The 25,973-nt window shown below is 66.4% G+C and carries 26 protein-coding genes; 8 read left to right on the top strand and 18 right to left on the bottom strand.

The genetic code is table 11. The features are described 5' to 3' along the window. Positions 1 to 42: 42 nt before the first annotated feature. The 7 genes from JKF87_RS06505 to JKF87_RS06475 all read right to left on the bottom strand — a co-directional run bounded on the left by JKF87_RS06505 (position 43) and on the right by JKF87_RS06475 (position 7,762). Complete coding sequence (locus JKF87_RS06505; RefSeq protein WP_201098517.1) at positions 43 to 702, bottom strand: RNA-binding protein; 660 nt, start codon at positions 700 to 702, stop codon at positions 43 to 45. A gap of 18 nt (positions 703 to 720) precedes the next feature. Beyond that, on the bottom strand, positions 721 to 2,472 hold the full coding sequence (gene nusA, locus JKF87_RS06500) for a transcription termination factor NusA (RefSeq protein ID WP_201098515.1): 1,752 nt from the start codon (positions 2,470 to 2,472) through the stop codon (positions 721 to 723). Beyond that, complete coding sequence (rimP, locus tag JKF87_RS06495; RefSeq protein WP_201098513.1) at positions 2,472 to 3,071, bottom strand: ribosome maturation factor RimP; 600 nt, start codon at positions 3,069 to 3,071, stop codon at positions 2,472 to 2,474. The genes nusA and rimP overlap by 1 nt, the downstream gene beginning before the upstream one ends. A gap of 101 nt (positions 3,072 to 3,172) precedes the next feature. Next, the gene (locus JKF87_RS06490; protein WP_201098511.1) at positions 3,173 to 3,739 is read right to left on the bottom strand and encodes a hypothetical protein; all 567 of its coding nucleotides are present in this window, start codon (positions 3,737 to 3,739) and stop codon (positions 3,173 to 3,175) included. Positions 3,740 to 3,819: 80 nt separating this feature from the next. Then, positions 3,820 to 4,533: a tRNA (guanosine(46)-N7)-methyltransferase TrmB gene (trmB, locus tag JKF87_RS06485; RefSeq protein ID WP_201098509.1), complete on the bottom strand. Its 714-nt coding sequence runs from the start codon at positions 4,531 to 4,533 to the stop codon at positions 3,820 to 3,822. Positions 4,534 to 4,581: 48 nt separating this feature from the next. Beyond that, entirely contained in the window at positions 4,582 to 5,568 is a 987-nt protein-coding gene (galE, locus tag JKF87_RS06480) for a UDP-glucose 4-epimerase GalE (RefSeq protein WP_201098507.1), read from the bottom strand. A gap of 10 nt (positions 5,569 to 5,578) precedes the next feature. Further along, the gene (locus tag JKF87_RS06475; protein ID WP_236261189.1) at positions 5,579 to 7,762 is read right to left on the bottom strand and encodes an AGE family epimerase/isomerase; all 2,184 of its coding nucleotides are present in this window, start codon (positions 7,760 to 7,762) and stop codon (positions 5,579 to 5,581) included. 304 nt (positions 7,763 to 8,066) lie between these two features. Between JKF87_RS06475 and JKF87_RS06470 the strand changes: the two genes are divergently transcribed. Both JKF87_RS06470 and xth read left to right on the top strand, forming a co-directional pair. Continuing rightward, positions 8,067 to 8,753 (top strand): LolA family protein, encoded by a 687-nt coding sequence (locus tag JKF87_RS06470; RefSeq protein WP_201098503.1) that lies wholly within the window; start codon positions 8,067 to 8,069, stop codon positions 8,751 to 8,753. A gap of 258 nt (positions 8,754 to 9,011) precedes the next feature. After that, the gene (xth, locus tag JKF87_RS06465) at positions 9,012 to 9,809 is read left to right on the top strand and encodes an exodeoxyribonuclease III (RefSeq protein ID WP_201098501.1); all 798 of its coding nucleotides are present in this window, start codon (positions 9,012 to 9,014) and stop codon (positions 9,807 to 9,809) included. Positions 9,810 to 9,812: 3 nt separating this feature from the next. On the opposite strand, the gene yczR is transcribed toward xth, so the two are convergent. Further along, positions 9,813 to 11,303 (bottom strand): MocR-like transcription factor YczR, encoded by a 1,491-nt coding sequence (gene yczR / locus JKF87_RS06460; RefSeq protein WP_201098499.1) that lies wholly within the window; start codon positions 11,301 to 11,303, stop codon positions 9,813 to 9,815. Between the two features lie 60 nt (positions 11,304 to 11,363). On the opposite strand from yczR, the gene yczE reads away from it, so the two are divergent. After that, positions 11,364 to 11,957, top strand: coding sequence for a membrane protein YczE (yczE, locus tag JKF87_RS06455; RefSeq protein ID WP_201098497.1), 594 nt, complete (start codon positions 11,364 to 11,366; stop codon positions 11,955 to 11,957). Positions 11,958 to 12,167: 210 nt separating this feature from the next. On the opposite strand, the gene JKF87_RS06450 is transcribed toward yczE, so the two are convergent. Then, positions 12,168 to 12,854, bottom strand: coding sequence for a response regulator transcription factor (locus JKF87_RS06450; RefSeq protein WP_201098495.1), 687 nt, complete (start codon positions 12,852 to 12,854; stop codon positions 12,168 to 12,170). Positions 12,855 to 12,935: 81 nt separating this feature from the next. After that, positions 12,936 to 13,634, bottom strand: coding sequence for a YggS family pyridoxal phosphate-dependent enzyme (locus JKF87_RS06445; RefSeq protein ID WP_201098493.1), 699 nt, complete (start codon positions 13,632 to 13,634; stop codon positions 12,936 to 12,938). Here JKF87_RS06445 and JKF87_RS06440 point away from each other — a divergent pair. Beyond that, on the top strand, positions 13,633 to 14,280 hold the full coding sequence (locus JKF87_RS06440) for a thiamine phosphate synthase (protein ID WP_201098491.1): 648 nt from the start codon (positions 13,633 to 13,635) through the stop codon (positions 14,278 to 14,280). The two genes, JKF87_RS06445 and JKF87_RS06440, sit on opposite strands and share 2 nt — an antisense overlap. A gap of 12 nt (positions 14,281 to 14,292) precedes the next feature. Here JKF87_RS06440 and JKF87_RS06435 read toward each other — a convergent pair whose 3' ends face one another. Continuing rightward, entirely contained in the window at positions 14,293 to 14,679 is a 387-nt protein-coding gene (locus JKF87_RS06435) for an NtrZ family periplasmic regulatory protein (RefSeq protein ID WP_201098489.1), read from the bottom strand. Between the two features lie 365 nt (positions 14,680 to 15,044). Here JKF87_RS06435 and JKF87_RS06430 point away from each other — a divergent pair, with 365 nt between their 5' ends. From JKF87_RS06430 to holA, 4 genes are all read left to right on the top strand, one after another. Next, entirely contained in the window at positions 15,045 to 15,497 is a 453-nt protein-coding gene (locus tag JKF87_RS06430; protein WP_201098486.1) for a DUF3576 domain-containing protein, read from the top strand. Positions 15,498 to 15,631: 134 nt separating this feature from the next. Further along, positions 15,632 to 18,196, top strand: a complete 2,565-nt coding sequence (gene leuS / locus JKF87_RS06425; protein WP_201098484.1) for a leucine--tRNA ligase — start codon at positions 15,632 to 15,634, stop codon at positions 18,194 to 18,196. Continuing rightward, positions 18,196 to 18,675 (top strand): LPS assembly lipoprotein LptE, encoded by a 480-nt coding sequence (gene lptE, locus JKF87_RS06420; RefSeq protein WP_201098482.1) that lies wholly within the window; start codon positions 18,196 to 18,198, stop codon positions 18,673 to 18,675. The genes leuS and lptE overlap by 1 nt, the downstream gene beginning before the upstream one ends. Positions 18,676 to 18,685: 10 nt before the next feature. Continuing rightward, positions 18,686 to 19,738, top strand: a complete 1,053-nt coding sequence (gene holA / locus JKF87_RS06415) for a DNA polymerase III subunit delta (RefSeq protein ID WP_201098479.1) — start codon at positions 18,686 to 18,688, stop codon at positions 19,736 to 19,738. 26 nt (positions 19,739 to 19,764) lie between these two features. Here holA and JKF87_RS06410 read toward each other — a convergent pair whose 3' ends face one another. The 7 genes from JKF87_RS06410 to JKF87_RS06380 all read right to left on the bottom strand — a co-directional run bounded on the left by JKF87_RS06410 (position 19,765) and on the right by JKF87_RS06380 (position 25,930). Further along, positions 19,765 to 19,947: a hypothetical protein gene (locus tag JKF87_RS06410; protein WP_201098477.1), complete on the bottom strand. Its 183-nt coding sequence runs from the start codon at positions 19,945 to 19,947 to the stop codon at positions 19,765 to 19,767. 26 nt (positions 19,948 to 19,973) lie between these two features. Continuing rightward, positions 19,974 to 20,858, bottom strand: coding sequence for a ParB/RepB/Spo0J family partition protein (locus JKF87_RS06405; protein WP_201098475.1), 885 nt, complete (start codon positions 20,856 to 20,858; stop codon positions 19,974 to 19,976). Between the two features lie 28 nt (positions 20,859 to 20,886). After that, on the bottom strand, positions 20,887 to 21,696 hold the full coding sequence (locus JKF87_RS06400) for a ParA family protein (RefSeq protein WP_201098473.1): 810 nt from the start codon (positions 21,694 to 21,696) through the stop codon (positions 20,887 to 20,889). Next, on the bottom strand, positions 21,686 to 22,312 hold the full coding sequence (gene rsmG, locus JKF87_RS06395) for a 16S rRNA (guanine(527)-N(7))-methyltransferase RsmG (protein ID WP_201098471.1): 627 nt from the start codon (positions 22,310 to 22,312) through the stop codon (positions 21,686 to 21,688). The genes JKF87_RS06400 and rsmG overlap by 11 nt, the downstream gene beginning before the upstream one ends. Then, entirely contained in the window at positions 22,309 to 24,189 is a 1,881-nt protein-coding gene (mnmG, locus tag JKF87_RS06390; protein WP_201098469.1) for a tRNA uridine-5-carboxymethylaminomethyl(34) synthesis enzyme MnmG, read from the bottom strand. The genes rsmG and mnmG overlap by 4 nt, the downstream gene beginning before the upstream one ends. 93 nt (positions 24,190 to 24,282) lie before the next feature. Further along, positions 24,283 to 25,593: a tRNA uridine-5-carboxymethylaminomethyl(34) synthesis GTPase MnmE gene (mnmE, locus tag JKF87_RS06385; protein ID WP_201098466.1), complete on the bottom strand. Its 1,311-nt coding sequence runs from the start codon at positions 25,591 to 25,593 to the stop codon at positions 24,283 to 24,285. 112 nt (positions 25,594 to 25,705) lie between these two features. Next, positions 25,706 to 25,930, bottom strand: a complete 225-nt coding sequence (locus JKF87_RS06380) for a DUF6489 family protein (protein ID WP_201098464.1) — start codon at positions 25,928 to 25,930, stop codon at positions 25,706 to 25,708. Between the last annotated feature and the right edge of the window lie 43 nt (positions 25,931 to 25,973).

The raw sequence follows: 25,973 nt of genomic DNA, 5'->3' as shown, positions 1-25,973 counted from the left end.
CCGTCTCCGCCCTTGGAGACAGGCCCTCGGCCGTCAAAATCCTCAGCTCGCCCCTATCGGGGTTGCTCCCGCCGATCCGTCCTCGCCACCGGGAACATCCCAGTGAGGGGGGCGAAGCGGCCGAAATCCGGCCAGTCGTTCGACCTCAATGGTCCACCGATCGGCCCTTCCGCCCGCAAGCAGGACGGCGTGTATCGCATTTTCCAGCCCAAGGGCCAAACTCAAATCGTCCGCCGTGAAGGCGCCGCAGATCTTGGAGGTCTGATGGCGGGCCAATGCGAGGATTTTGCCACGCCCGTCGGCGGAGCCGTCGGCGGCTTCCAGCACCCAGGCGGCCTTGCCGGAACGGATGCTCGCGGCGGACTTTTCGAAGCCGGATATAAGCACGCCTTCGCGCCGGGCAAGACCCAGCTGGTCGAGACAGCGCTTCACCAGCAACCGTTCGACGACATCGGCCAGGTCGGCCGGGGCGGTCAGTTTTGTCTTGGCCGAGCGGGTGAAGCCGTTTTTCTTGACCGCCGCCTCGACGGAGGCGCGGCTGGCTTCGACCCACAGGCCGCGTCCGGGCAGTTTCCTGCCCAGGTCGGGGACCACCTGGCCATCAGGCCCGGCGACGAAACGGATCAGGCGAGATTCATCCATGACCTCGTGCGAAACGAGGTCCCGGCGTTCTCTATCGATCGTTGCGTCGCGCAAGCTCATGTACGGCCAGGTCTCCCATCACGCGTTCGACGGTTCGGAGGCGTCCTCGTCGAGGACCTCCGCATCGTCGGCTGCGTCGTCTGCATCATCGGCCGAAGCTTCGCCGAACACCTGGTCCGGGTCGTATTCGCCCTCGGCGTATTCGCCGTCTTCCTCGAACTCTTCCGGCTCGGACTGCGGCAGCTCCGAGGCGTCGATCCAGCCTGCGGCGACGCGCGCCTGCAGGATCAGCAGCTCGGCGTCTTCCTGGGCCAGGTTGAAGCTTTCCAGAACGCCCGGGACCTTCACCCGTTCGCCGTTCTTGACTTCATAGCCGCCGCGGATTTCGTCGGTGGCCAGGTCGGCCAGATCCTCGACCGTCTTCACGCCGCCTTCGCCCAGGGCGACGGCGATGGCCAGGGTCACGCCCGGCACCTGAAGCACGCCGTCCTCGACGCCCAGTTCGACGCGCTTGGCGTCCAGCTCGGCGGTCTTGCGGTCCAGGAAGTCGCGGGCGCGGGCCTGCAGCTCCTCAGCGGTTTCCTCGTCGAAGCCTTCGATCTCGGCGACTTCGTAAGCGTCGACATAGGCCAGGTCTTCGACCGTGGCGAAGCCTTCGGTGACCAGCAGCTGGGCGATGACCTCGTCCACGTCCAGGGCTTCCTGGAACAGGCTGGTGCGTTCGCTGAACTCGCGCTGACGACGCTCAGAATCCTGGGCCTCGGTGATGATGTCGATCTGCCAGCCGGTCAGCTGCGACGCCAGACGGACGTTCTGGCCGCGACGGCCGATGGCCAGCGACAGCTGTTCGTCCGGCACGACCACTTCCACGCGGCCGGCTTCTTCGTCGAGCACGACCTTGGAGACTTCGGCCGGGGCCAGGGCGTTGACGATGAAGGTCGGCTCGTCCGGGTTCCACTGGATGATGTCGATCTTCTCGCCCTGCAGTTCGGCGACGACCGCCTGAACGCGCGAGCCGCGCATGCCGACGCAGGCGCCGACGGGGTCGATGGAGCTGTCGTTGGACAGGACGGCCATCTTGGCGCGCGAGCCGCTGTCGCGGGCCGCGGCGCGGATCTCGATCACGCCGTCGTAAACTTCGGGCACTTCCTGCGCGAACAGCTTGGCCATGAAGCCCGGATGGGCGCGCGACAGCATGACCTGCGGCCCCTTGGCCTCAGGACGGACGTCGTAGATGTAGGTGCGGATGCGGTCGCCGATGTTGAACACTTCGCGCGGGATGGACTGGTCGCGGCGCATGACGCCCTCGCCCCGACCCAGATCGACGATGGTGTTGCCGTATTCGACGCGCTTGACCGTGCCGTTGACGATCTCGCCGACGCGGTCCTTGAACTCTTCGTACTGGTTGGCGCGCTCGGCTTCACGGACCTTGCCGGTCACGACCTGGCGGGCCATCTGGGTCTGGACGCGGCCGAACTCGAACGGCGGCAGGTGTTCGACATATTCCTTGCCGACTTCCGCTTCCGGGTCGCGCTTGGAGGCGTCGGTCAGGCGCACCATGGCGCTGTCGTTGAACTCTTCCAGCTCGTCTTCCGGCATCCAGTCGTCGGCGACGATGGTGACGTGGCGGGTCAGCGACAGTTCGCCGGTCTTGTGGTCGATCTTGGCGCGGATGTCGTGGTGGGCGCCGTAACGCGACTTGGCGCCCTTCTGGATCGCCTCCTCGATCGCCTCGATGACGATTTCACGGTCGATGTTCTTCTCGCGCGCGACCGCGTCCGCGATCTGCAGCAGTTCGAGGCGGTTGGCGGAAATACCGGTGACGGCCATCAGGCGTTGTCCTCAGAAGGGGTCGTGGTGTCGGTTTCAGTGTCAGCGACGTCGCCTTCCGGCAGGCCGTCGTCTTCGGGTTCGCCACGCGCAGCGCGAATGGCGGCGCCCCGTTTCATCAGGGCGTCGGTCAGAACCAGTTTGGCGTCGCTGATCCAGTCGAACGGGATCAGGGCGGTGTCTTCCTCGCCGTCCAGGTCGATCAGGACGTTGTCGTCTTCGAACCCGGCCAGCACGCCCTTGAACCGCTTGCGGCCCTCGATCATGCGGTCGGTCTCCAGACGGGCCTCCTCGCCCTCGAACAGCTCGAAGTCGATGGGACGGGTCAGAGGGCGGTCGATGCCGGGCGACGAGACTTCCAGCAGATATTCGCCGGCGATGGGATCAGAGGCGTCGAACACCTCGGACACCGCGCGGCTCAGCTTGGCGCATTGTTCGACCGAAATGTCGTGATCGGTCGGGCGCTCGGCCATGATCTGCAGGCGCTGGCGCTTGGAGCCGGACATCAGGCGGATGCGCACGACGTCGAGGCCGAGCGACTCTGCAATAGGGTCGATCAGCTCAAGCAGTTGGCGGTCCTGGGCGGTTTTTGCGCGCAAGCGTCGAATATCCAAAACAAAAGCGGCGGTCCGTCCGGGCCGCCGCTTGGAACGACGCCGTTGGACGCCGGTCTAACGATGTGAAGGGCCATATAGGGGTTTCAAGCGCGCTTGTCAGCCCTCTTTGACGCGCGCCCTCCCCGCCTGAGGCGAAAGTAGAGAGATCCCGCCATGAAACCCGCCGCCAGAATAGCCGCTACGACGCCGCCCAGGGTCGGATCCCAAAGCCAGTCGGGAGCCTCGTCATATGCCCGCCGCTGCTCCATCAGAAACAACCAGGGCGAAAACAGAAAGCTGAAAGCAGCAGACAGACGGCTGCCGACGAGGGCCGTCACCACATAGCCCCCCGCCGAGAGCAGACCAGCCATACCCCACATCCACCATCCACCCGACCGCAGCGTGCGCTCGGCCAGCCAACAACCCGTCGCACCGAACAGGAGCGACGGCAGAAGGCCCCAGAGGGTCACCATGACGATCAGCGCCAACAGGGCGACCAGGGTCTGGATTGCAAACTCCAATGACGCCCGTATCTCGCTCGCAGGCGGCGCAGTATCGAAAATCGCGCCACCCAGCGCCCAGACCAGAACAAAGATCAGGGCCAGGCCCGGGGCGCACAAGGCACTGAGACAAAGGCCGGACAGACGAATCCCATCGCTGGACGACTTCATGTCCCCCTCCTGAACGCCATGGTCGGTTCAACCGCCGATACTTGTCCGTCCTGACCGCCGCCCGTCAACAATGACGGAGATTATACGCGGCGGAATTCAAGGAAGACCGGCGTGGTGTCGCCCAGCTTCTTTTCCTCATAACGGGTGACGACGTGATCCGCAGGCGGGACGAACCAGTCCTGATCCGCCGCACCGATGCGTTCCAGACCCGGCGTGCGCTCCAGCCGCTCCAGCGCCCACTCGGCGTAATCCAGCCAGTCGGTGACGAAGCGCAGGGTTCCGCTCGGCTTCAGGATGCGGGCGAAGGCCTGGGCCGTCTCGTCCTGCAGCAGGCGGCGCTTGTTGTGGCGCGCCTTGTGCCAGGGATCGGGGAACAGGATCAGCACCCGATCGACCGACGCGTCCGGCAGGGCGTCCACCACGTCGCGCGCATCGTCGGCGTGGATGCGGACATTCTTCAGTCCGCCTTCCTCGACATGGCGCAGGGCCGAGGCCACGCCGTTCAGGAAGGGCTCGCACCCGATGACCAGGGCGTCGGGCCGCGTCGCCGCCTGGGCCGCCATATGCTCGCCGCCGCCAAAGCCGATCTCCAGCCAGACTTCCGTCGCCTCGGGCATCATCGCCCTGGGGTCCAACGGTCCGGCCTTGGGGTCCGGCACGGCGATGGCGGGCAGCAGCGTGTCCATCAGGGCCGCCTGACGCGGCTTGATCGGGCGGGCCTTGATGCGGCCGAACGACCGCAGCGGGCGGTCCAGGTGCGGATTGTCGTCTTCGGGGGGCAGGTCGGCGCTCATGCGCCTGCCGTTAGCGGTCGAAGGCCAAGGCGTCCAGCGCAGGACGCATCAACCAATCCGCTCGCGCTCGGCCGAATGCCAGCGCCAGGCCGACTGGATGATGTCCGTCAGGTCGCGCGTCGGCCGCCAGCCCAGCACCTCGCGCGCCCTGGCGTTGTCGGCGACCAACACCGGGGCGTCCCCCGCGCGGCGCGCCACCGTCTCAACCTCGAACGGCAGATTGGTGGTGCGGCGGATGGTGTCGATCAGCTCCTTGACCGTGGTGCCAGTCCCGGTGCCCAGGTTGAAGACCGTCGTCTCGCCGCCCTGCAGCAGATATTTCAGCGCCCGCACATGGGCGTCGGCCAGATCCATCACATGGATGTAGTCGCGCACCGCCGTGCCGTCGCGGGTGTCATAGTCGTCGCCGAACAGTTTGAAGCCCGACCGCTGGCCCAGGGCCGTCTGCAGCGCCAGGGGAATGGCGTGGGTTTCCGGGTGATGCCGCTCGCCGATCCGTCCCTGCTCATCTGCGCCCGCCGCGTTGAAATAGCGCAGGCAGACCGAGCGGAACCCGGCATAGGTCGAGTAATCGGCCAGGGCCTGTTCGACCATCAGCTTGGACCGGCCATAGGGGTTCAGCGGCGCCTGGGGATGGGTCTCATCCATCGGCAGACGCACCGGATCGCCATAGGTGGCGCAGGTCGAGGAAAAGACCATGCACTCAACCCCGCCGCGCCGCGCCGCCTCGATCAGGGTGATCGCGCCCGCGACATTGTTCTCATAGAACCGGCCCGGCGCCTTCACCGACTCCCCGACCTCGATCAAGGCGGCGAAATGCAGGACGGCGACAGGCCTGTGCGTGGCGATGACCTCATCCAGACGCGCGCCGTCGCGAATGTCGCCCTGCTCCAGAACACCCCACTGCACAAAGGCCGCATGGCCGTTGCTCAGGTTGTCATAGACGACTGGCGTGAATCCAGCCTCATGCAGGGCCAGACAGACGTGCGATCCGACATAGCCCGCGCCGCCGGTTACAAGAACGGTTTGAGACATGAGTTTCTGTTCAGTTCAGCCGAAGCGGGCTGGCGTTCAGACCTACGGCCTTGGCGGTGACCTGCAGCTGAAGATAGGCCCCGAGGATGTGGTAAAATGAGCTCGCTGGCGCTGGCTCATCAATGAAATCGCCGCCTTCCAGCAGCTTGTCACGCCACAGGCCGTCCGGCGTCAGATAAAGCCACAGGGCGCGCTGGGCGGCGGCGGCGTCCTCCAGAAAACCGGTCCGCTCCCCGTCGTCGCTGACTTCCGCCAGAATCAGCGCCGCCTTCATCCATTCGGTCTGAGGCCAGAGCCTCGCCCGCGGGTTCCGCACGGAGCCGTCGGCATTCAGGGCGTCGACCGCCACCTGTCTCTGAGAGGCGATCCCGCGTCGCCCAAAGGCGTAAAGCCGACGCGCTGCAGCCAAGGCTGTCGCGTCGCCGCGCGCCCGTCCGTACCGCGCCAACAGCCACGCCCACTCAAACTGATGACCCGGCTCGACCAATCGGCCATCCTCGCCCGCAGCAGGCGACCAGTCCGCATCGAAATATTCGCGCAGGAAGCCGCCCTCTGCATCAATGAACCGTTCCAGCGCCAGAGCGACAATACGATCGGCCAGTTGCGCCCAACCTGCGTCTTCGCCCGCGATCTCCCACGCCAGACAGGCTTCCAGCAGATGCATGTGGGCGTTCGACTGATAGGGATGGTCGCCCTTTTCAATCAGCCCGCCCTGTTGCGGCGCATGCTGCAGCAAAGCCTGCCGCACAGCCAGGGCGCTGTTCTCATGATCACCCTCAACCCCGGCAAGAGAGGCCGACGCGCGGGCCAGCATCAGAAACGCCTGATCATAGACCATGGCCGTTTCATCCAGCGGCCGTCCCTCTTCATCCAGCAAGGTCCGCATCAGGCCGTCCGCCCGAAGATAGTCAGCCTCAAGCCGGGCCAAGCCCTGTTGAACCAGACCTATCCACGGCCCCCGCCATCCGCTTCGGCCCGCTTCGGCATAGACGTGGATCTGACGCGCCTGAACCCGCGCACGCCGCTCGGCTGCAACAGATCGGCCATCAAGGCCCAGAAGCTCGGCGAAGGCGCCCTGATCCTGACCTGCCGACGCCCATAACGGCAAGGCGCGCATGCGCAGCCAGTCGGCGAACCGTCGTCCGCCATCCGCCAGACCTTCCGGCTTCGGGTTCTTAAAATCCAGATGTTGAGGCGAAGCCGTCTTCAGGCGTTCGACCACCTTCTTGACCTCCTGACTGCGGTTCATGTCGCAGACCAGAACGGCGTCGTGTTCGACGATGATGGCGAGGTTGCGCACGCCGATGGCTGCAACCATCACCCCTTCCGGCGCCCGCGCCATGCAGTTTTCAGCATCCTCAAAAATAAAGGCGCCGAGATCGCCCTCGCCTGTCGCGGAAACCGCGTCCCAAGCCCCCAGGTCAGACCAGGCGAAGTCCACGGCCAGAACCGAAGCATGCCGGGTCTTCTCCATCACCGCATAGTCGATGGAGATCTTGGGCGCGGACGAAAAAGCGGGCGACAAGGTGGCCAGATCCCCGGCCTCTATCGGCGGCAGGGCGGCGACAACCGCCGCGGCCACCGCAGGCGCCTCATGCCTGAGCTCGTTCAATAGGGTTGCAGCAGAGACGATGAAATTGCCGCTGTTCCACAGATAACCGTCAGCAATATAGCGTTCGGCGGTATGAGCATCCGGCTTCTCGACAAAAGCCTTCACGGCGGACAGCCCCTGCCCCTCCGGCGCGATATAGCCATAGGCGGATGACGGCGTATCCGGCCTGACGCCCAGGGTGACGATCTGGCCTGCTCTGGCCGCTTCCGCCGCTTTCAGCGCAGCGTCGCGGAACGCCTGATGATCGGGAATATGATGGTCCGATGCGACGAAGACATTGACGCCCGTCGGGTCCAGGCGCGCGGTCCAGGCGGCGGCTGCGGCCATGGCTGCGGCGGAATCCCGCGCTTCAGGCTCCAGCAGAACCTGCGCCTCGATCCCCAGTTCAGCCAATTGGCTGAGGATCGCATCCCGGTGCGCCACGCCCCCGACGACGATCAGCCGCCCGCCGTCCGACGACAGCGGCGCCACGCGCAGCGCCGTCTCCTGAAACAGAGAGCGGTTGCCTGACAGCGGAATGAATTGTTTCGGCCTGGAGGGTCGCGACGCCGGCCACAACCGCGTCCCCGCCCCACCGCACATGATTACCGGATAGATCCCCATAGGCCCCAGATTACACACCGGCCGCGCTCATAAAACCTTGAAACGATGACACTTCGCGATTTCAATCGATCATTGTTACAAGAAAGCCGCGCAACCCCAGGCTCCTGCTGCGTCAGCCTCGTCCTCTCGAAAGGCGCAGGCAACAAACCCCTGCATTCAGCATTTCGATGAACAGGGCTTCATCGGAGCGCCGGAATATGGTCAGGCTCGCGTCATGCTGACGCCCGACCGACGCATGAGGGTGGCGGCCTCGACAACCGTCCCGAACGGGAGACTTAAAGACATGAACGACCGCGCCGCCAAGACGATCGCCGCCCCTGCCGATCTGCAACGCCGCCAACTGCTGCTGGGCGCCGGGCTGGTGACCGGCTTCGCCGCGCTCGGCGTCTTCGCCTCGCCGGCGCAGGCTCAGACCGCTCTGTCGGCTGAAGACCGCGCCGTGGTGCAGCAGGCCCAGACCTATCTGCAGGGCCTGACCTCGGCTCAAGGCTCCTTCGTCGAGACCGGACCCAACAATGTCCGCCGCGAGGGGCGTTTCTATCTGCAGCGTCCGGGCAAGATGCGGTTCGAATACACCAACCCCGCCGGGCTTCTGGTCGTGTCGGACGGCTATAACGTCAAACGCTATGACCCCCGGCTGGAGAATTTCCAGCAGGTGCCGCTGGGCCGAACACCCCTGTCGGTCTTCCTGGCCCGCAACGTCCGCCTGGATCAGGGCGTCCGCATCGATGGCGTGACCCGCATGGCTGGCGGCGGTTTCTCGATCACCGCACGCGATTCCGCCCGTCCGAACGACGGTCAGGTGGTGTTGAGCTTTGCAGGAAGCCCGCTGCGCCTGACCGAATGGACCATCACCGATCCGCAAGGCGCCCGCACGCGGACCCAGCTGACCGCCCTGCAACCGGCCTCTAGCCTGGCCGCCAGCCTGTTCCAGCTGCGCGACCCCACGCGCCGCCCGGGCCGTAACTAACGGATCATGGAACGGAAACCTCAACGATCACGGTTATCAGTCCGTTACCGGATAATCACACTCAAACAGTAATTATGACAGTTTGACCTTTTCGTTTTGTCGTGACATCTAGATCACAGGACGACGGCGGTCGTCCTACCGCCACGGATGTCATCCCCCTCCCGGCGGCGAGAGAGACGAAACTTTCAGAGCCCGGCCCGCAGCGGCCGGGCTTTTTTTATGCCGCCAAACCTGATCCTGGCCTGCTAAAGCGGGGCCATGACCCTTCGCCTCGCCACCTGGAACATCAACTCCGTCCGCCTGCGCATCGACCAGGTCGCCCGCTTCGTTCAGGAGCGCGCGCCCGACGTCCTGATGCTGCAGGAGATCAAATGCACCACGGACCAGTTTCCGCGCGCCGCCTTCGAGGAGATGGGCCTGCCGCACCTGCGCGTTCTGGGCCAGAAGGGCTGGCACGGGGTGGCCATCGCCAGCCGCCTGCCGATCGAGGACAGCGAAACCTTCCAGGTCTGCAAGCTGGGCCACGCCCGCTGCGTTTCGGCCAGCGTCGCCGGAATCGACATCCAGAACTTCTACATCCCCGCAGGCGGCGACATCCCCGACCGGGCGCTGAACCCCAAGTTCGATCACAAGATGGACTTCTATGAACAGCTGACCGAGATCGTGGCGCGTCAGGACAAGTCGCGCCCTCTGGTCATGGCGGGTGATTTCAACATCGCGCCGGGCGAAGGCGATGTCTTCAACCACCGCTACATGTCCAAGATCGTCAGCCACACCCCCATCGAGGTCGAGACCCTGAACCGGCTTCAGGCCACGGGCGGTTTCGCCGACGTGCTGCGCGACCGTTTCCCCGAACCCCAGAAGCTGGCCAGCTGGTGGAGCTACCGCGCCGCCGACTTCCGCAAGTCCAACCGGGGCCTGCGGCTGGACCACATCTGGACCTCCCCCGGCCTGACCTCCGCCGTGGTCAAGAACACCGCCCGCATCCACGACGATGTGCGCGAATGGGAACGCCCCAGCGACCACGCCCCCGTCACGGTCGACCTGGACGTCTGATCCTTAATAGACGGCGACCGGACGGCTGGGCTGAGACGGCGTCGACTTGGGCGACCGCCCCACCTTTTCCGCCGCTCGGGCCAGACGCTCGACCACCTGATCCAGTTCGGCTTCCGGCAGGGTGTACGGCAGGCGCAGGCGGCGTTCGAAGGCGCCGTCTATGCCGAAACGCGGGCCGGCAGCCAGCCTGACCCCCTCCTCCCCCGCCTGCTGGACCAGGGCCGAGCTGACCGGCCCGGGCAGGCGCGCCCACAGGGACAGGCCGCCCGCCGGACGCGGACAGACCCAGTCGGGCAGGCGTTCGGCAAGACGCGCACGCAGATGATCTCGCCTGGCCCGCAACAGGGGCCGCCGCGCCGCCAGGGCCGCGCCGCCGTCGTTAAGCAGTTCGACCGCCGCCAACTGCTCCAGGATCGGCACGCCCAGATCGAAACTGGCCCGGCTCTGGGCCAGACGCTGGATCACCGCCCGGTCCGCGCGGATCCAGCCGATCCGCAAACCGCCCCAGACGCTCTTGGACATGGACCCCAGCCGCACCATGCGCGGCGCATCCACCGCCGAGGCGGTCAGGGCGGGCGGACCGCTGAGGGTCAGCTCCACCAGCGTCTCGTCCAGCACCAGCAGGGTCTCCGAACCCTTCAGCGCCGACAGCAGGCGCAGACGGTCCGCCGCCCGCATCATCCGCCCCGTCGGATTATTGTGGTCCAGCACCAGATAGGCCATCGGCGCGGTGTGGCGGCGGCAGGCGCAGGCCAGACCCTCGACATCCCAGCCCTCCTCGCCGTCTTCGTCCGGCAGGGCGACCGGGATGGGCCGCGCGCCCGCCGCCAGAATGGCGTCTATGGCCTGCGGATAGGTGGGATGGTCGAACACCACCGCATCGCCGGGCCGCACCGTCAGCCGCAGCAGATGCACCAGCCCATTGTGCGCCCCATGGGTGATCAGGATCTGCCCCGCCGAGGTCGGCAGGCCGCGCCGCCGATAGCCCGCCGCCACCGCTTCGCGCAGCTCCTCCAGCCCCGCCGTCTCATAGCCATGCCCCGGCAGATTGGCCGGCAGACGCTCCAGCGCCCGCACATAGGCGGCGTGAATATTGGGGTCGGCCGGCAGGACCGCAGCGGTCAGGTCGATCACATCCGAGGTTTCCGCCTCGGTTGCCGCGGGCGGACGGGTCAGGCCAAGGTTGCGGCCAGGGTTGCGACTGGGGTTGCGGCTGGGCGGCAGGCTGGTGCGGGCGGCGGCCCCTTGTCCTCCGGTCAGAAATCCGTCATCGCGCAATCCGCCATAGGCGGCTGAAACAGTCGTTCGGCTCAGACCCAGCGCCTGGGCCAGCTCGCGTTCTCCGGGCAGGCGCGCGTCCAGCGGCAGTCGTCCGTCCAGGATCAGCAGCCGCACCGCACCGGCCAGCTGGCGATAGGCGGCCCCTGCCCCCGGCCTGCGCCAGTCTCCCAGATGGCGGATCAGGGTGGCGGAACGGATGGTGCGCGGCGTCATCAGGCCAGAATGCCACAACTGGCCCTTTTTCTGAAGTCCAGTTTGGCGCAAATGACCCGAATGACCCGTCGCCTGCTCCAGCTTTTCCTCGGCCTTGGCCTCTACGGCCTGTCCATCGCCATGATCGTCCGCGCCGGTCTGGGACTGGACCCCTGGGATGTGCTGACGCAAGGGGTGTTCGAACGGTTCGCCGGTCCCGCCGGGATCAGCTTCGGCATGGTGGTCAATCTGATCGGTCTGGCGGTGCTGCTGCTGTGGCTGCCGCTGCGCCAGAAGCCGGGCGTCGGCACGGTGGCCAATGTTTTGGTCATCGGCACGGTGGCCAATTTCGGTCTGGACTGGATCCCGTCTGACCTGGCCCTACCCCTGCGCGCGGGCCTGCTGGTCGCGGGCATTGTGCTGAACGGCGTGGCGACCGGCGCCTATGTCGGGGCGGGCCTTGGTCCCGGTCCGCGCGACGGCCTGATGACCGGCATCGTGGCCCGCACCGGCTGGCCGGTGAAATGGGTCAGAACCGCCATCGAGATCACCGTCGTCGCCGTCGGCTGGCTGCTGGGCGGATCGGTCGGGCTGGGCACCATCCTGTACGCCGTGACCATCGGCCCTCTGGTCCATGTCTTCCTGCCGATGTTCACGATCAGGAAGAAGGGCTAGAGGCCGCTCGACATTCCGTCGGCTGGAAATCTTAGATCGTCATTCCGGGGCTGAGCAAAGCGAAGAACCCGGAACCCAGGGCTGCAGCGCCGTCGTTGGACGTATTCGGCGCAGGGTTGCGAGCCTCCTGGGTTCCGGGTTCGTCCTACGGACGCCCCGGAATGACGCGCTAGGCTGAATATCGATTAGCCTTGAGGACCGCCAGCCCGCTTACGGCTGCAGCCTGTATCCGCCCGCGTCCGTCAGCAGCAGACGCGCCTGACCCGGCTCGGGCTCGATCTTCTGGCGCAGGCGATAGATGTGGGTTTCCAGCGTGTGGGTCGTGACCCCGGCGTTATAGCCCCAGACTTCCGTCAGCAGCTCTTCACGCGACACCGGCTTGGCCCCGGCGCGATAGAGGTATTTCAGGATATTGGTTTCCTTCTCGGTCAACCGCACCTTCTTGCCCTTGGCGTCCGTCAGCATCTTGGACGCGGGGCGGAACTCGTACGGGCCGATGGTGAAGACCGCGTCCTCGGACTGTTCATGGCTGCGCAGATGGGCGCGGATGCGCGCCAGCAGCACGGCGAACCGGAAGGGCTTGGTGACATAGTCGTTGGCGCCCGCATCCAGCCCCAGAATGGCGTCGGCGTCCGCCGACTGGGCCGTCAGCATGATCACCGGGGTCGACACCCCGTCCTTGCGCAACAGGCGGCAGGCCTCGCGGCCGTCCATGTCGGGCAGGTCGACGTCCAGCAGGATCAGGTCGGCGCGGACCTCGCGGCCCATGCGGACCCCGTCCGTCGCGGTCGCGGCCTGCAGGGTGCGGAACTCTTCATGCAGGTTCAGCTGCTCGGCCAAGGCCTCGCGCAGGTCGTCGTCGTCGTCGATGATCAGGATGGTCTTGGGCGTAGGCATGGGTCAGACAATGGCGAGGCTTTGGCCCCGCGCCAAGGCTTGGGGGTGCGAATTCAACTCAGGTAACCGCTTAGAGCCTGTTTAAGGCCGATTTCGTTCCCCGAACAATGCGGTTCCGACGCGCACATGGGTGGCGCCGCGACCGATCGCCGCCTCGAAGTCGCCGCTCATCCCCATCGACAGGACCGACAGGCCGTTGCGCGCCGCGATGGATTTCAACAGGTCAAAATGCGGGGCGGGATCTTCATCCGCAGGCGGAATGCACATCAGGCCTTCGACATTCAGACCATGGGTGTCGCGCGCGGTCTGGATCAGGGCGTCGGCCTCCTCGGGCAGGACGCCCGCCTTCTGGGGCTCGGCGCCGGTGTTGACCTGAACCAGAACGCGCGGCGAACGGCCCAGCTTGGCCGCCGCGACCGCCAGGGCCCGCGCCAGTTTTTCGCGGTCTAGGGTCTCGATGACGTCGAACAGGGCCACCGCGTCCTCGGCCTTGTTGGTCTGCAACGGGCCGATCAGGCGAAGCTCCAGCCCCGGCAGGTCCGCCAGACGGTCGGCCCAACGGCCTTCAGCCTCCTGCACCCGGTTTTCGCCGAACACCCGCTGGCCCGTGGCCAGAATGGCGTCGATGGCCTCGGCGCCTTGCGTCTTGGATACAGCCGTCAGGACCACCGAGGCGGGGTCGCGGCCTGCCGCCTGACAGGCCGCGTCGATACGGCTGCGGACGGCGGCGACCCGTTCAGCGATGGACGCCGGAGGTGAAGCGGGGGAAGAAGGGCTCATGATCCTGCCGACCGGTTACAGCGATGAGGCGCGTGCGCTCTGGGATGCGGCGACCGCTCTAAACCGCGCCGCCGCGACTGTCAGCCCGCGCGCCGCGGGTTTGCCGCCGCTGCTGTTCTTCACCGACCCGGAACGGACGCCGCGTCCGTGGGAGACGGCGGCGCGTCTGCCCGCAGGCTCCGCCGTCATCTATCGCGCCTTCGGGGCGGCGGATGCGGTTGCGACAGGCCGGCGTCTGCGCGAAGCGACCCTTGGCGCCGAGGTGCGGCTGCTGGTCGGACGCGACCTTGATCTGGCCCAGGCGGTTGGGGGCGACGGCCTGCATCTGCCGGAGCGCGAGGCCGCGCGGGCCGTTGAAATCCGCGCCGCCCATCCCGACTGGCTGCTGACCGCCGCCTGGCACGGCGCGCCTCAGCCGCTGCAAAAAGGGTTGGACGCCCTGATCCTGTCGCCGGTCTTCCCGGCGGGCGGCGCGTCGTCGGCCAAGCCTGCGCTGGGCGTCGCGGGGTTTCAGGACAGGGTCAGCTCAATCGCCGCGCCCGTCTATGCCCTGGGCGGCGTCAGTGCGCTGAATGCGGGCGAACTGCGGGGATCGGGCGCCTGCGGACTGGCGGGCGTCGATGCGGTTCAGTCAGCATTTCGCTGACCTTAAAGCCGATCAGAACTTGAAGATGGTTTCCAGACGAACGCGCGGCTGGGCGCGGCCGTTGGTTTCCTGGGCGCGGGCCGGATCGGCCTCAGGCGCGCCGACAGCGGCGGCGGCGCCGACACGCAGGCGGTCGTTCAGGCGGTAATAGGCGCCCGCTTCGACATCGCCCCAGTCGGTTTCACGACCGACAGGCTGGTTCAGGTTGAAGTCCAGGCTCCAGCGGCCGTTTTCGTTCAGGCGCAGGCCGCGGCGCGGGGCCGGGGCGTTGGGCTGGCCTGCCTGGGCGTCGGCCAGGGAGACGCTGGGCGCGCGGGTCTGCGACTGGGCGAGCACAGGCGTCGACACGGCGAGAACCGCCGTCGCAAACCCTGCTGCTATGATGCCGCCGAAACGCATTCCAGATCCTCAATGACCTCGCAAACCCGCAAGGCCGCACGCTTTTCCGTCCTTAGATGGGGACGGACTGCGCGATTAGACACCCGGGGTCCGGTCGGTCAACGCAGTCACGGGCGCATATTTCCGATTCTGTTCATTGTTGCACTGCGATGTGGCTCAAGCGTCACGGGAATTGCCCCAAAACGAGCCGATGTTCGCCCAATGGATCGTCGAACTGGCCAAACAGAAGCCCCCGCCCGCGACTTCGCCTTGTCATCGCCCCTTTTGACCGTGTTATAGAACCCTGCTGCGGCGCGGATCATGCGAAAGCCGTGCGCGTGCGGGCCGAGGGCCCCCACGGTTCAGAGTTTACGGAGACTTCCTTGATGAGCCTCAACAAGGCCCTGGTTCGCGGCGTCGCCATCGCCCTGGTCTCGGGCGTCGCCCTCGCGGGCTGCTCCAGCATTCCTTTCGTCGGCGGCAAGAAGAGCGCGCCCAAGACGAACGTGCAGCAGGGCATCGGCGTCAACGGCTATCTGTGGCGCGCCTCGCTCGACACCCTCAGCTTCATGCCCCTGATCACCGCCGACCCGTGGGGCGGCGTGATCAACTATGACTGGTACTCCAGCCCGCAGGCCCCGAACGAGCGGTTCAAGGCCACGGTCTTCATCCTGGACACCCGCCTTCGCGCCGATGCGCTGACGGTCACGGTGAGCAAGGAAGTGAAGGGCGCGGACGGTCAATGGACCACCGCCCCCGTCGCCGCCCAGACCGAGTCCGATCTGGTCAACGCCATCCTGACCAAGGCGCGCCAGCTCAACCTCGCCAACGCCGGCTGATTCAGGCGCTCTTCTATGCTGGCGCCGATGCTTCGGCCTGAGCGCCAGCCACTATTCTTCTTGGGGCGCGACCGCCCTTCGGGCTAGTTGAGCGCGAGGGCGCGTTAGCGTCCTCGCTGCTTTTCAGGATCCCCGTGGCCCGTTACGAACCCAAGACCGCCGAACCCCGCCAGCAGACCCGCTGGGCGGACGCCAACGCCTTCGTGACGAAGGACACCGGCCGTTCGAAGTATTATGTTCTTGAAATGTTCCCCTACCCGTCCGGGAACATCCACATGGGTCACGCCCGCAACTATGTGATGGGCGACGTGGTGGCCCGGTCCAAGCGCGCCCAGGGCTTCGATGTTCTGCACCCGATGGGCTGGGACGCCTTCGGCATGCCCGCCGAGAACGCGGCCATGGAGCGCGGCATCCACCCCAAGGGCTGGACCTACGACAACATCGCCACAATGCGGGATCAGCTGAAGCTGTTGGGCCTGTCGCTGGACTGGTCGCGTGAGTTCGCCACCTGCGACCCGGAATATTACGGCAAGCAGCAGGCCTGGTTCCTGGAGCTGTATCGGCGCGGTCTGGTCTATCGCAAGGACGGGGTCGTCAACTGGGATCCGGTCGACAATACGGTCCTGGCCAATGAACAGGTGATCGACGGGCGCGGCTGGCGTTCCGGCGCCCTGATCGAGAAGCGCAAGCTGAACCAGTGGTTCCTGCGCATCACCGACTATGCCGACGACCTGATCGACGGGCTGAAAGACCTGGACCGCTGGCCCGACAAGGTCCGCCTGATGCAGGAAAACTGGATCGGCCGCTCCAAGGGTCTGCAGATGACCTGGAAATGGGCGGGCGAGGCCCCTGCCGCATCGCCGGAAGGTCTGGAGATCTACACCACCCGCCCCGACACCCTGTTCGGCGCATCCTTCATGGGGATTGCGCCCGACCACCCCATCGCCAAGGCCCTGGCCGAGGCCAACCCCGAGGTCGCCGCCTTCGTCGCCGAATGCCGCAAGGGCGGCACCTCGCAGGCCGACATCGACCAGGCCGAAAAGATCGGCTGGGACACGGGCCTGAAGGCCGTCCATCCCTTCACCGGCGCCCAGGTTCCGGTCTGGATCGCCAACTTCATCCTGTCGGAATACGGCACAGGCGCCATCTTCGCCTGCCCGGCCCACGACCAGCGCGACCTGGACTTCGCGCGCAAATACGGCCTGCCCGTCACGACCGTGGTCCGCCCTGAGGGCGCCGGCGACGACTTCGCCGTCGGCGACGAGGCCTACACCGGCCCCGGCTCCATCTTCAATTCCGACTTCCTGAACGGTCTGGACATCGAGGCCGCCAAGGCCGAGGCCATCGGCCGGATCGAGGCCGCCGGAACCGGCAAGGGCGCGACCATCTACCGCCTGCGCGACTGGGGCGTTTCGCGCCAGCGCTACTGGGGCTGCCCCATCCCGATCATCCACTGCTCGACCTGCGGCCCGGTGGAGGTTCCGGCCGACCAGTTGCCGGTCGTCCTGCCTGACGACGTCACCTTTGACGTGCCTGGCAACCCGCTGGATCGCCACGCGACCTGGAAACACGTCAAATGCCCGTCGTGCGGAACCGATGCGACGCGCGAGACGGACACCCTGGACACCTTCGTGGACTCCAGCTGGTATTTCGCCCGTTTCACCGATCCCAAGGCCGAGGCGCCGATCGACAAGGCCGCCGCCGACCACTGGCTGGCCGTGGATCAGTATATCGGCGGCGTCGAACACGCGGTGCTGCACCTGCTCTACGCCCGCTTCATCACCCGCGCCCTGACCGATGCCGGCCTGATGAGCGTCAAGGAGCCGTTCGCGGGCCTGTTCACTCAAGGCATGGTCGTCCACGAAACCTATTTCGAGGGCCATGACGAGGTCGGCAAACCGCGCTGGGTCGAACCCACCGACGTGAAGATCGAAACCGTCGACGGCCAGCGCGTCGCCACCCGCCTGTCGAACGGCGCGGCCCTGACCATCGGCGACATCGAAAAGATGTCCAAGTCCAAGAAGAACGTCGTCGCGCCGCAGGAGATCCTGACCTCGCACGGCGTGGACGCAGGCCGTCTGTTCGTCCTGTCCGACAGCCCGCCGGAACGCGACATCCAGTGGACGCCGGGCGGCATCGAGGGCGCCAGCCGCTTCGTCCAGCGCACCTGGACCCTGTTCGACGGCTTCGATCCCGCCGTGGCGGGCGACGAAAAGGCCAACGCCGAACTGGTGCGCGAGACGCATAAGGCCATCAAGGCCGTGTCCGAAGGCGTGGAAGGTTTCCGCTTCAACTCCGCCATCGCCAAGCTGTACGCCTTCGTCGCCACCGTGCGCGACAACGCCCAGGCGGGCGGTGACGCCAAGCGTCAGGCCCTGTCGGCCCTGGCGCGCCTGATCGCCCCCTTCACCCCGCACCTGGCCGAGGAATGCTGGACGCGCCTGGGTGAGGACGGGATGGTTCTGGACGCGCCGTGGCCTGTGTGGGACGCTGCGCTCGCGGCTGACGACGAAGTGGTCCTGCCCATCCAGATCAACGGCAAGCGCCGGGCGGAAATCCGCGTGGCGCGCGGTTCCGAACCGGCCGCGGTCGAGGCTCTGGTCCTGGCTGACGAGACCGTCAAGGCGCGTCTGGAGGGTCTGAGCGTGAAGAAGATCGTCGTGGTCAAGGACCGCATCGTCAATCTGGTGGCCGGCTGATGCGCGTCGCGGCCGTCTTTGCCGTCCTGCTGGGGCTGGGGGTTTCGGCTTGCGGCTTCACGCCCATGTACGCCGAACCGGCGACGGGGTCGGCCCTGCGCCGCATCGCCGTCACGACCCAGGACGACCGTCTGGGGTACCGGCTGCGCGAGCAGTTGGAAGACGCCCTGGCCTGGGACCGCAGCGTCACGCCGCTATACCGCCTGACCGCCACGGTCGAGCAGAACCGCCGCTCGCTGGGCCGCCGCATCGACGACACCGCCACCCGCTATGAGCTGACGGTCAAGGCGACCTGGACCCTGACCCCGGCCGCGGGCGGAACGCCCCTCAGCGGCGCGGAAACCGTCACCACGACCTACGCCAGCGACGACCAGCCCTATGCCGCCATCGCCGCCCAGCAGGACGGCGAGGAGCGCGCCGCGTCGGAACTGGCCCGCCTGATCCGTCTGGACGTCATGCAGGCGCTGTCAGGCCAGTGAGCCGACTGCGATGATCCTCGCCAAACGCCCGGAAATCGAACGGTTCCTGAAGGCGCCTGATCCGGCCATCCGCGCGGCGGTGATCCACGGCAAGGACCGTTCCGGCGTCGCCGAACGGGCCGAGATCCTGTGCAAAACGGTCACGCCGGACCTGAACGACCCCTTCAACGTCACCGTCCTGACCGACAGCGACATCGACGGCGACGAAACCAGGCTGGAAGAGGCCCTGACGGCCATGTCCCTGATGGGCGGGCGTCGTCTGGTGCGCATCCGCCTGTCGACGATCAAGCCCGGCGTGGACAAGGCGGTGGCCGCTGCGCTCAAGATCCATGCGGCGGGCGGCTATAATCCCGACGCCATGATGGTGGTCGAGGCCGACCAGCTGGGCCGTGAATCCGCCCTGCGAAAGACCGCCGAAAAGGAAAACGGCGCCGTCGGCATCGTCTGCTACGAGGATGAAACCGGCGATGTGGCCCGCATGACGCGCGAGGCCCTGGCCGCGGACAAGGTCGGCCTGAACGCCGACGCCCTGGACCGTTTCGTCGCCCGCCTGCCCCGCGAACGCGGCCTGATGCGCCAGGAGATCGAGCGTCTGGCCCTGTTCATCGGCCCGGGATCCGGCCGCACCATCGGCCCGGAAGAGCTGGAGCAGCATCTGGGCGTCGAGCCCGACGCCTCCTTGTCCGACGCCGCGCTCCAGGCATTCGGCGGTCGTCCCGGCCCTGCCCAGTCCGGCCTGCGCCGCGCCTTCGCCGAGGGTGAGTCTTCGGTGCTGGCGGTGCGTTCCGCCGCCATGCATCTGGGCCGTTTGCGCCGGATCAACATCCTCCAGGCCAATGGCGCCAACGCCAAGGAGGCTGCAAAGGCCGCAGGCGTCTTCTGGAAGCAGGAGGCGGAAATGCTGCGTCAGGCCCGCGCCTGGCGGCTGGAGGCGCTGGACGATGTTCTGGACAGCATCAACACCGCAGACGTCGCCACCAAGACGACGGGAATGCCGGATCAGCTGATCGCGGAACGTCTGCTGCTGGAGATCGCGGGCCGCGCGCGGCGCCTGGGCCTCTAGAGCCCGCGACCTGCTCTGCGGAAGGCCTAGCCCCGCTTCGAGGCCTTGCGGAACGCAGGCTTGGCCATGGCCACATTGCGCGCGGACACGCTTTTTTCTTCAGCCTTGGCGCTGGGCTGGCCGGAGAATCCGTGGCCGGCCTTGGCCTTCTTGGCGGCCAGGGCCTGTTTCAGCTTTTCGGCGGGGGTGAGCGTGGTTTCTTCAGTCATAGGCTCACCCTAGCACGTGAAACCCCTCAGCCCCGCATCAATCGGCGGCACAGGTCATCCAACTGCTCCAGCGAGCCGTAACGGATGGTCAGTTCGCCTTTGCCGCTGCGGTCGTTCAACTCGACCTTCAGGCCCAGGGCGTCGGCCAGATCCTGTTGCAGGGCCACGACATCCGCCGAGCCCTCGCCTGCCCGCGCCACAGCCTTGGCCTTGACCGGCTTTGGCCCTTCCGTCGCGCGACGCGCCAGGGCCTCGGTTTCGCGCACGCTCAGACCGTCGACAAAGGCGATGTCGGCCAGCTGGCTGGGATCCGGCGTATTGATCAGCGCCCGCGCATGACCCGCCGACAGCTTGCCCTCGCGGACATAGAACAGCACCCGCTCCGGCAGCTGCAGCAGGCGCATCATATTGGCGACATGGCTGCGGCTCTTGCCGACAACCCCGGCGACGGCGTCCTGGGTTCGACCGAAACGGTCCATCAGAACGCGGTAAGCCTCGGCCTCCTCCAGCGGGTTCAGGTCGGCGCGCTGGACGTTTTCGACGATGGCGACTTCAAACACCTCGACGTCATCCATCTCGTGAACGACGATCGGCACCTCAGTCAGCCGCGCGGCCTGCGAGGCGCGCCAGCGGCGTTCACCGGCGATGATCTGCCAGACGCCGTCCTCACCCGGCTGGCTCCGCACCAGAATGGGCTGAAGCACGCCCTTGTCACGGATCGAGGCTGTCAGCTCCTCCAGGTCTTCCTGGCGGAAGGTCTTGCGCGGCTGGTCCGGGTTCGGCTTCAGGCTCTCAATCGGCACGCGCTGCACGCCCGCCGGGACCGGAGCGTCCGGCGCCACCGGCGCCTCCGCATTCTCGCCCATCAACGCCGACAGGCCGCGGCCCAGACCTCTGTGTCGTTCAGCCAAGATACTGTTCCGTTTCTTCTTCTAAAACTCAGGCCGCCAGCTTCAGACGCTGACGTTCGCGCTTCACCACTTCCTTGGCCAGACGCAGATAGGCCTGGCTGCCGGCGCATTTCAGATCATAGATCAGCGCGGGCTTGCCAAAGGACGGCGCCTCAGCGACGCGGACATTGCGCGGAATGACGCTGGCGTAGACCTTGTCGCCGAAGTGAGCGCGGACGTCATTGGCTACCTGCCCCGACAGGGCGCTGCGGCGGTCGAACATGGTCAGGACCAAGCCCTGGATCTCCAGCGCCGGGTTCAGGCTGTGCTTGACCATGTCGATGGTCCGCATCAGTTGGCTGAGACCTTCCAGCGCGAAGAACTCGCACTGCAGCGGCACCAGAACCGCGTCCGCCGCCGCCATGGCGTTCAGCGTCAGCAGGTTCAGCGACGGCGGGCAGTCGATCAGCACATAGTCATACGCGGTAGGGCCGTCGTCGTGGGCGCGCAGAGCATCCCGAAGGCGATAGGAGCGACGATCCGCCTGGCTCAATTCGATCTCGACCCCCGACATGTCGGCGTCGGCCGGGACGATCCACAGGTTCGGAACCGTCGTCTGGACCGAGGCGTCCGCGATGGAACGCTGGTCCACGACCACGTCATAGATGGTGACCCGGCGTGTTTCACGTGGAACACCCAGCCCCGTCGAGGCATTGCCCTGCGGGTCCATGTCCACGATCAGCACCCGCTCGCCGATGGCGGCCAGGGCGGTGCCCAGGTTGATGGCGGTCGTCGTCTTGCCGACGCCCCCCTTCTGATTGGATACGGCGAGAACTCGGGCAGGCTTTTTAACGGGCACGTTTCAGGCTCCGGACTGTCACGATACGGCCCCTCGCATCGCTCTGCGACGGAACCAGTTCAGCTTGGAAATGCCAGGATTTCCGGGCTTCAAGCAACTCCGATTCCGCCTTCTCCCCCTTGAGAAACAGACCTTGTGCACCCCTTTCGAAATAGGGCTGTGCATAACCGAGAAGCTTATCCATAGGCGCCACAGCCCGTGCTGTAACGATGTCACATCGCACACGCTGCTCCTCGGCCCGTCCATTCAGAACCGTCGCCGGAAGACCGAGTGCATTAACGATCTCCTGAAGGAAACGGCAACGTTTGCCCAGGCTGTCGATCAGCCAGACATGCGCCCCTTCCCTGCCCTTCAGCAGGATCGTCAGCACAACGCCCGGAAACCCCGCCCCCGCTCCCAGATCCGCCCAGGTCAAGGCGTCCGGGGCGTGGGTCAGCAGTTGGGCGCTGTCCCAGGCGTGGCGGTTCCAGAAGTCCGGCAAGCTGTCCGGCCCCACCAGGTTCATGACCTCATTCGCCTCCGCCAGACGCAGGCGAAACGCCTCCAGATCAGCCATCTGTTCCGGCGTCGCCTGGGTCTTTTGCTGGAAGACGGCCTTCTCGGCTTCCAGGCTCATGCCGCCACCGTCGTGCGCGGCGCGCGTTTCACGTGGGACAGCAGGGCCGTCAGGGCGCCCGGCGTCATGCCTTCGATCCGCCCGGCCTGGCCGAGCGTACGCGGACGGATGCGGATCAGCTTGTCCTTCACCTCGTTCGACAGACCGCCGATGGCGCCATAGTCCAGATCAACCGGCAGGGTCAGCGCCTCCTCCGAACGGAGGGCGGCGGCGTCCACGGCCTGGCGGTCCAGATAGTTGGCATAGCCTGCATCAATCTCGACCTGCTCCCTCACCTCTGGGCTCCAGTCGGCAATGGCCGGGCAGACGGGAACAAAGTTCTCCAGGGTCACGTCCGGGAAGGCCAGAAGTTCTCGCATCGAGCGGCGGCGCCCATCAGCGTTCACCGGAATGCCAAGGGCGTTGGCCTCCTTGGGCGTGAACAGGGTTTCACGTGAAACAGAACTGGCCTTGGAAAGTTCGGCCGCCTTGGCCTCAAAACGCAGCCGCCGCGCCTCCGACACGATGCCGAGAGACAACGCCAACCCCGTCAGACGCTGGTCGGCGTTGTCGGCGCGCAGGCTCAGCCGATATTCGGCGCGGCTGGTGAACATGCGATAGGGCTCGGTCACGCCCCGCGTCACCAGATCGTCGATCATCACGCCGATATAGGCCTGGTCTCGACCGAAGACGACGGGTTCCAGACCCGATGCGGAACGCGCCGCATTCAGGCCCGCCATCAGTCCCTGGGCCGCCGCCTCTTCATATCCGGTCGTGCCGTTGATCTGGCCTGCCAGATAGAGGCCAGGCCGCTTCTTCACTTCCAGCGTCGGGCTCAGTTCACGGGGATCGACATAGTCGTATTCGATAGCATAGCCGTAACGGAACACCTCGACCGCCTCCAGACCGGGGATGGTCCGAAGGAAGGCCAGCTGGGTCGGCTCGCTGACCGAGGTCGAAATCCCGTTCGGATAAACGGTCGGATCATCCAGGCCTTCCGGCTCGAGGAAGATCTGGTGGCTGGTCTTATCGGCGAACCGCACCACCTTGTCCTCGATCGAGGGGCAATAACGCGGGCCGATGCCGGAGACCTTGCCGCCATAGACGGCGCTCTCGTTCAGATTCTCGGCGATGATGCGGTGGGTCTCGGCCGTCGTATGGGTCACGCCGCAGGCGATCTGCGGCACGGTGATCTGATCCGTCAGGAAGGAAAAGGCCGACGGAACGGTGTCCGCATCCTGCATCTCCAGACGATCCCAGGCGATGGTTCGGCCATCCAGCCGCGCGGGCGTGCCGGTCTTCAGCCGCCCCATCATCAGGTCGGCGGCGTGCAGATCGGCGGCCAGGCCGGTCGAGGGCGCCTCGCCATGTCGGCCTGCCGGGATACGTTCGTCGCCACGGTGAATGACGCCGTTCAGGAAGGTGCCGGTCGTCAGGACCACGGACGAGGCGTGAATCCTCTCCCCTGCCCCGGTCGTGACGCCGACCACGCGGTCGCCGTCAAGGATCAGGCTTTCCGCCGTGCCCGCCATCAGGGTCAGGTTCGGCGTCCGGGCCAACTCGGCCTGCATGGCTTCGCGATACAGACGGCGGTCGATCTGGCTGCGCGGGCCCCGAACCGCCGCACCCTTGGAGCGGTTCAGCAGGCGGAACTGGATGCCCGACACATCCGCCAAGCGGCCCATGATGCCGTCCATGGCGTCGATCTCACGGACCAGATGTCCCTTGCCCAGACCGCCGATGGCCGGGTTGCAGGACATCTCACCGACGGTCTCAAGCTTCTGGCTCAGCAGCAGGGTGCGCGCGCCTGCGCGGGCGGACGCCGCCGCCGCTTCACAACCGGCATGGCCGCCGCCGATGACGACGACTTCACAGGTGATTTCGAGTGGGGAGTTCATCTGCGCCACATAGTCCAAACAGCGCCTCTTCGCCACCCGTGCGAGAAAGGCAGGGCGGATACGGTCAAGCCTGTTTCACGTGGAACACCGGTATTACTTTCCGATGCAGAAGGTCGAAAAGACCTGACCGAGTATGTCCTCGACCCCGATCGCGCCGGTGACACGCGACAGCGCCTCGGCCGCACGACGCAGATCGTCACCCGCCATTTCAGGCGCCACGTCCAGCGCCGCCAAGGCCGCCTCGACCGCCGCCAGGGCTTCCGTCAGACGCAGTCGGTGACGCTCGCGCGTAATGGCCGGGAAGTCGGCGCCCGACAGATCGCGGGCCAGTCGCGCGGCGATCCAGTCATGCAGATCGGACAACCCCTGCCCAGTCTGGGTGCTGACCGTCAGACTATCCAGGCCTCTGGTCGCGGTGACTGTGCCGACATCCGCCTTGTTGGCGATCACCAGGTCGCCCGATTGGGCATAGTCGGCGGCGACGCCTTCCGGGTCGCCCGGCGCCCGGACCCACAGTCGCAGGTCCGCCTGTTCGGCGCGCAACCGCGCCCGGCGAACCCCTTCGGCCTCGACCGGATCATCACTGTCGCGCAGACCCGCTGTGTCCGACAAGGTCACGGCATAGCCGCCAATGACCAGATCGGCGTCCAGCACATCCCGTGTGGTGCCGGCGATGGGGGTGACGATGGCCGCCTCGCGCGCGACCAGGGCGTTGAACAGCGACGACTTGCCGGCGTTGGTTTCGCCGATCAGAACGATGCGATAACCGTCGCGCACCCGTTCGCCCCGCCGTCCCGTATCGACGGCGCGGCGCAGATCCTCCGCCAGTCGGACCAGAACCGGACCAGCGGTGCGGGCCAGATTGTCGGGAACCTCCTCATCCGGGAAATCGATCTCCGCCTCGACCAGGGCCAGGGCGTGCAGAAGATCGCGGCGGAACCCGACGTAGGTTTCGCTGAGTTTTCCCTCCAGCTGACCTAGGGCCTGTCGGGCCTGGGCCGCTGTCTCGGCGTCGATGAGGTCGGCGACCGCCTCAGCCTGGGCCAGGTCCATGCGGCCGTTCTGGAAGGCGCGGCGGGTGAACTCGCCCGGTTCGGCGGGACGTACGCCCAGGGCGATCAGGGCGGAACTGGCCGCCTCGACCACCGCGCGGCCGCCGTGAAGATGAAGCTCGGCGGAGTCTTCGCCCGTATAGGAATGAGGCCCGACAAAGCGCAGGACCAGGGCCTGGTCGATATGGGCGCCGCCGTGCGTCAGGTCGCGCACAGACGCCATGCGCGGTTTCACCTTGGACGCCCCCAGCCCCGTCAGCGTCGCCTCAACCTGGGGGCCGGACAACCGGATGACGGCGATGGCCCCCCGGCCGGGCGGCGTCGCGAGGGCGAAGATGGTGTCGTTGGTCATGAGATTTCTCCCCGCTCTGGTCTGGCGGGCGGCAACGTCGACGTCCGGGGATTTCCCCCTTCGCCCCGTTGCGCACGGCCCTCCTCCCCCACGGGGGGAGGAGAAAACCGGCTCATTTTACGGCGGCTTCCATAAGGCGGCGGAACTGGTCCTGGGCCTGAAGGCCGAAGCTGGTCCAGGTCTTCATCAGTTCTTCGGGCTGCATGGCCGCGACATTGGCCTTCATCCGATCCTGCATTTCCGCGACCATCGCCTCGTTCAGCGGGGTCACGTCGGGCAGGCCGAGAAAGGCGCGCGCCTCGGCGGGGGTGCAATCGATCTCGACCTGGACCTTCATGGAAGCCTCTCCTGTTTCACGTGAAACTGAACTCCCTCAAGCA

It is taken from the genome of Brevundimonas nasdae, from assembly GCF_016654005.1.
Classification (GTDB): domain Bacteria; phylum Pseudomonadota; class Alphaproteobacteria; order Caulobacterales; family Caulobacteraceae; genus Brevundimonas; species Brevundimonas nasdae.
The sequence above is the reverse complement of the archived record's forward strand: the minus strand, read 5'-3'. Positions and strand labels throughout refer to the sequence as shown.

Excerpts from the sequence above, each read along its gene's own strand:
- yczR (WP_201098499.1), bottom strand. The coding sequence starts at position 11,303 with ATGACGCCGCGCACCATCCGTTCCGCCACCCTGATCCGCCATCTGGGA.
- mnmG (WP_201098469.1), bottom strand. The coding sequence starts at position 24,189 with ATGAACTCCCCACTCGAAATCACCTGTGAAGTCGTCGTCATCGGCGGC.
- xth (WP_201098501.1), top strand. The coding sequence starts at position 9,012 with ATGACCCTTCGCCTCGCCACCTGGAACATCAACTCCGTCCGCCTGCGC.
- JKF87_RS06490 (WP_201098511.1), bottom strand. The coding sequence starts at position 3,739 with ATGAAGTCGTCCAGCGATGGGATTCGTCTGTCCGGCCTTTGTCTCAGT.
- JKF87_RS06430 (WP_201098486.1), top strand. The coding sequence starts at position 15,045 with ATGAGCCTCAACAAGGCCCTGGTTCGCGGCGTCGCCATCGCCCTGGTC.
- trmB (WP_201098509.1), bottom strand. The coding sequence starts at position 4,533 with ATGAGCGCCGACCTGCCCCCCGAAGACGACAATCCGCACCTGGACCGC.
- JKF87_RS06445 (WP_201098493.1), bottom strand. The coding sequence starts at position 13,634 with ATGAGCCCTTCTTCCCCCGCTTCACCTCCGGCGTCCATCGCTGAACGG.
- JKF87_RS06475 (WP_236261189.1), bottom strand. The coding sequence starts at position 7,762 with ATGTGCGGTGGGGCGGGGACGCGGTTGTGGCCGGCGTCGCGACCCTCC.
- JKF87_RS06440 (WP_201098491.1), top strand. The coding sequence starts at position 13,633 with ATGATCCTGCCGACCGGTTACAGCGATGAGGCGCGTGCGCTCTGGGAT.
- rsmG (WP_201098471.1), bottom strand. The coding sequence starts at position 22,312 with ATGAGCCTGGAAGCCGAGAAGGCCGTCTTCCAGCAAAAGACCCAGGCG.
- JKF87_RS06435 (WP_201098489.1), bottom strand. The coding sequence starts at position 14,679 with ATGCGTTTCGGCGGCATCATAGCAGCAGGGTTTGCGACGGCGGTTCTC.
- JKF87_RS06505 (WP_201098517.1), bottom strand. The coding sequence starts at position 702 with ATGAGCTTGCGCGACGCAACGATCGATAGAGAACGCCGGGACCTCGTT.
- mnmE (WP_201098466.1), bottom strand. The coding sequence starts at position 25,593 with ATGACCAACGACACCATCTTCGCCCTCGCGACGCCGCCCGGCCGGGGG.
- lptE (WP_201098482.1), top strand. The coding sequence starts at position 18,196 with ATGCGCGTCGCGGCCGTCTTTGCCGTCCTGCTGGGGCTGGGGGTTTCG.
- galE (WP_201098507.1), bottom strand. The coding sequence starts at position 5,568 with ATGTCTCAAACCGTTCTTGTAACCGGCGGCGCGGGCTATGTCGGATCG.
- holA (WP_201098479.1), top strand. The coding sequence starts at position 18,686 with ATGATCCTCGCCAAACGCCCGGAAATCGAACGGTTCCTGAAGGCGCCT.
- JKF87_RS06380 (WP_201098464.1), bottom strand. The coding sequence starts at position 25,930 with ATGAAGGTCCAGGTCGAGATCGATTGCACCCCCGCCGAGGCGCGCGCC.
- nusA (WP_201098515.1), bottom strand. The coding sequence starts at position 2,472 with ATGGCCGTCACCGGTATTTCCGCCAACCGCCTCGAACTGCTGCAGATC.
- yczE (WP_201098497.1), top strand. The coding sequence starts at position 11,364 with ATGACCCGTCGCCTGCTCCAGCTTTTCCTCGGCCTTGGCCTCTACGGC.
- JKF87_RS06470 (WP_201098503.1), top strand. The coding sequence starts at position 8,067 with ATGAACGACCGCGCCGCCAAGACGATCGCCGCCCCTGCCGATCTGCAA.
- JKF87_RS06410 (WP_201098477.1), bottom strand. The coding sequence starts at position 19,947 with ATGACTGAAGAAACCACGCTCACCCCCGCCGAAAAGCTGAAACAGGCC.
- JKF87_RS06450 (WP_201098495.1), bottom strand. The coding sequence starts at position 12,854 with ATGCCTACGCCCAAGACCATCCTGATCATCGACGACGACGACGACCTG.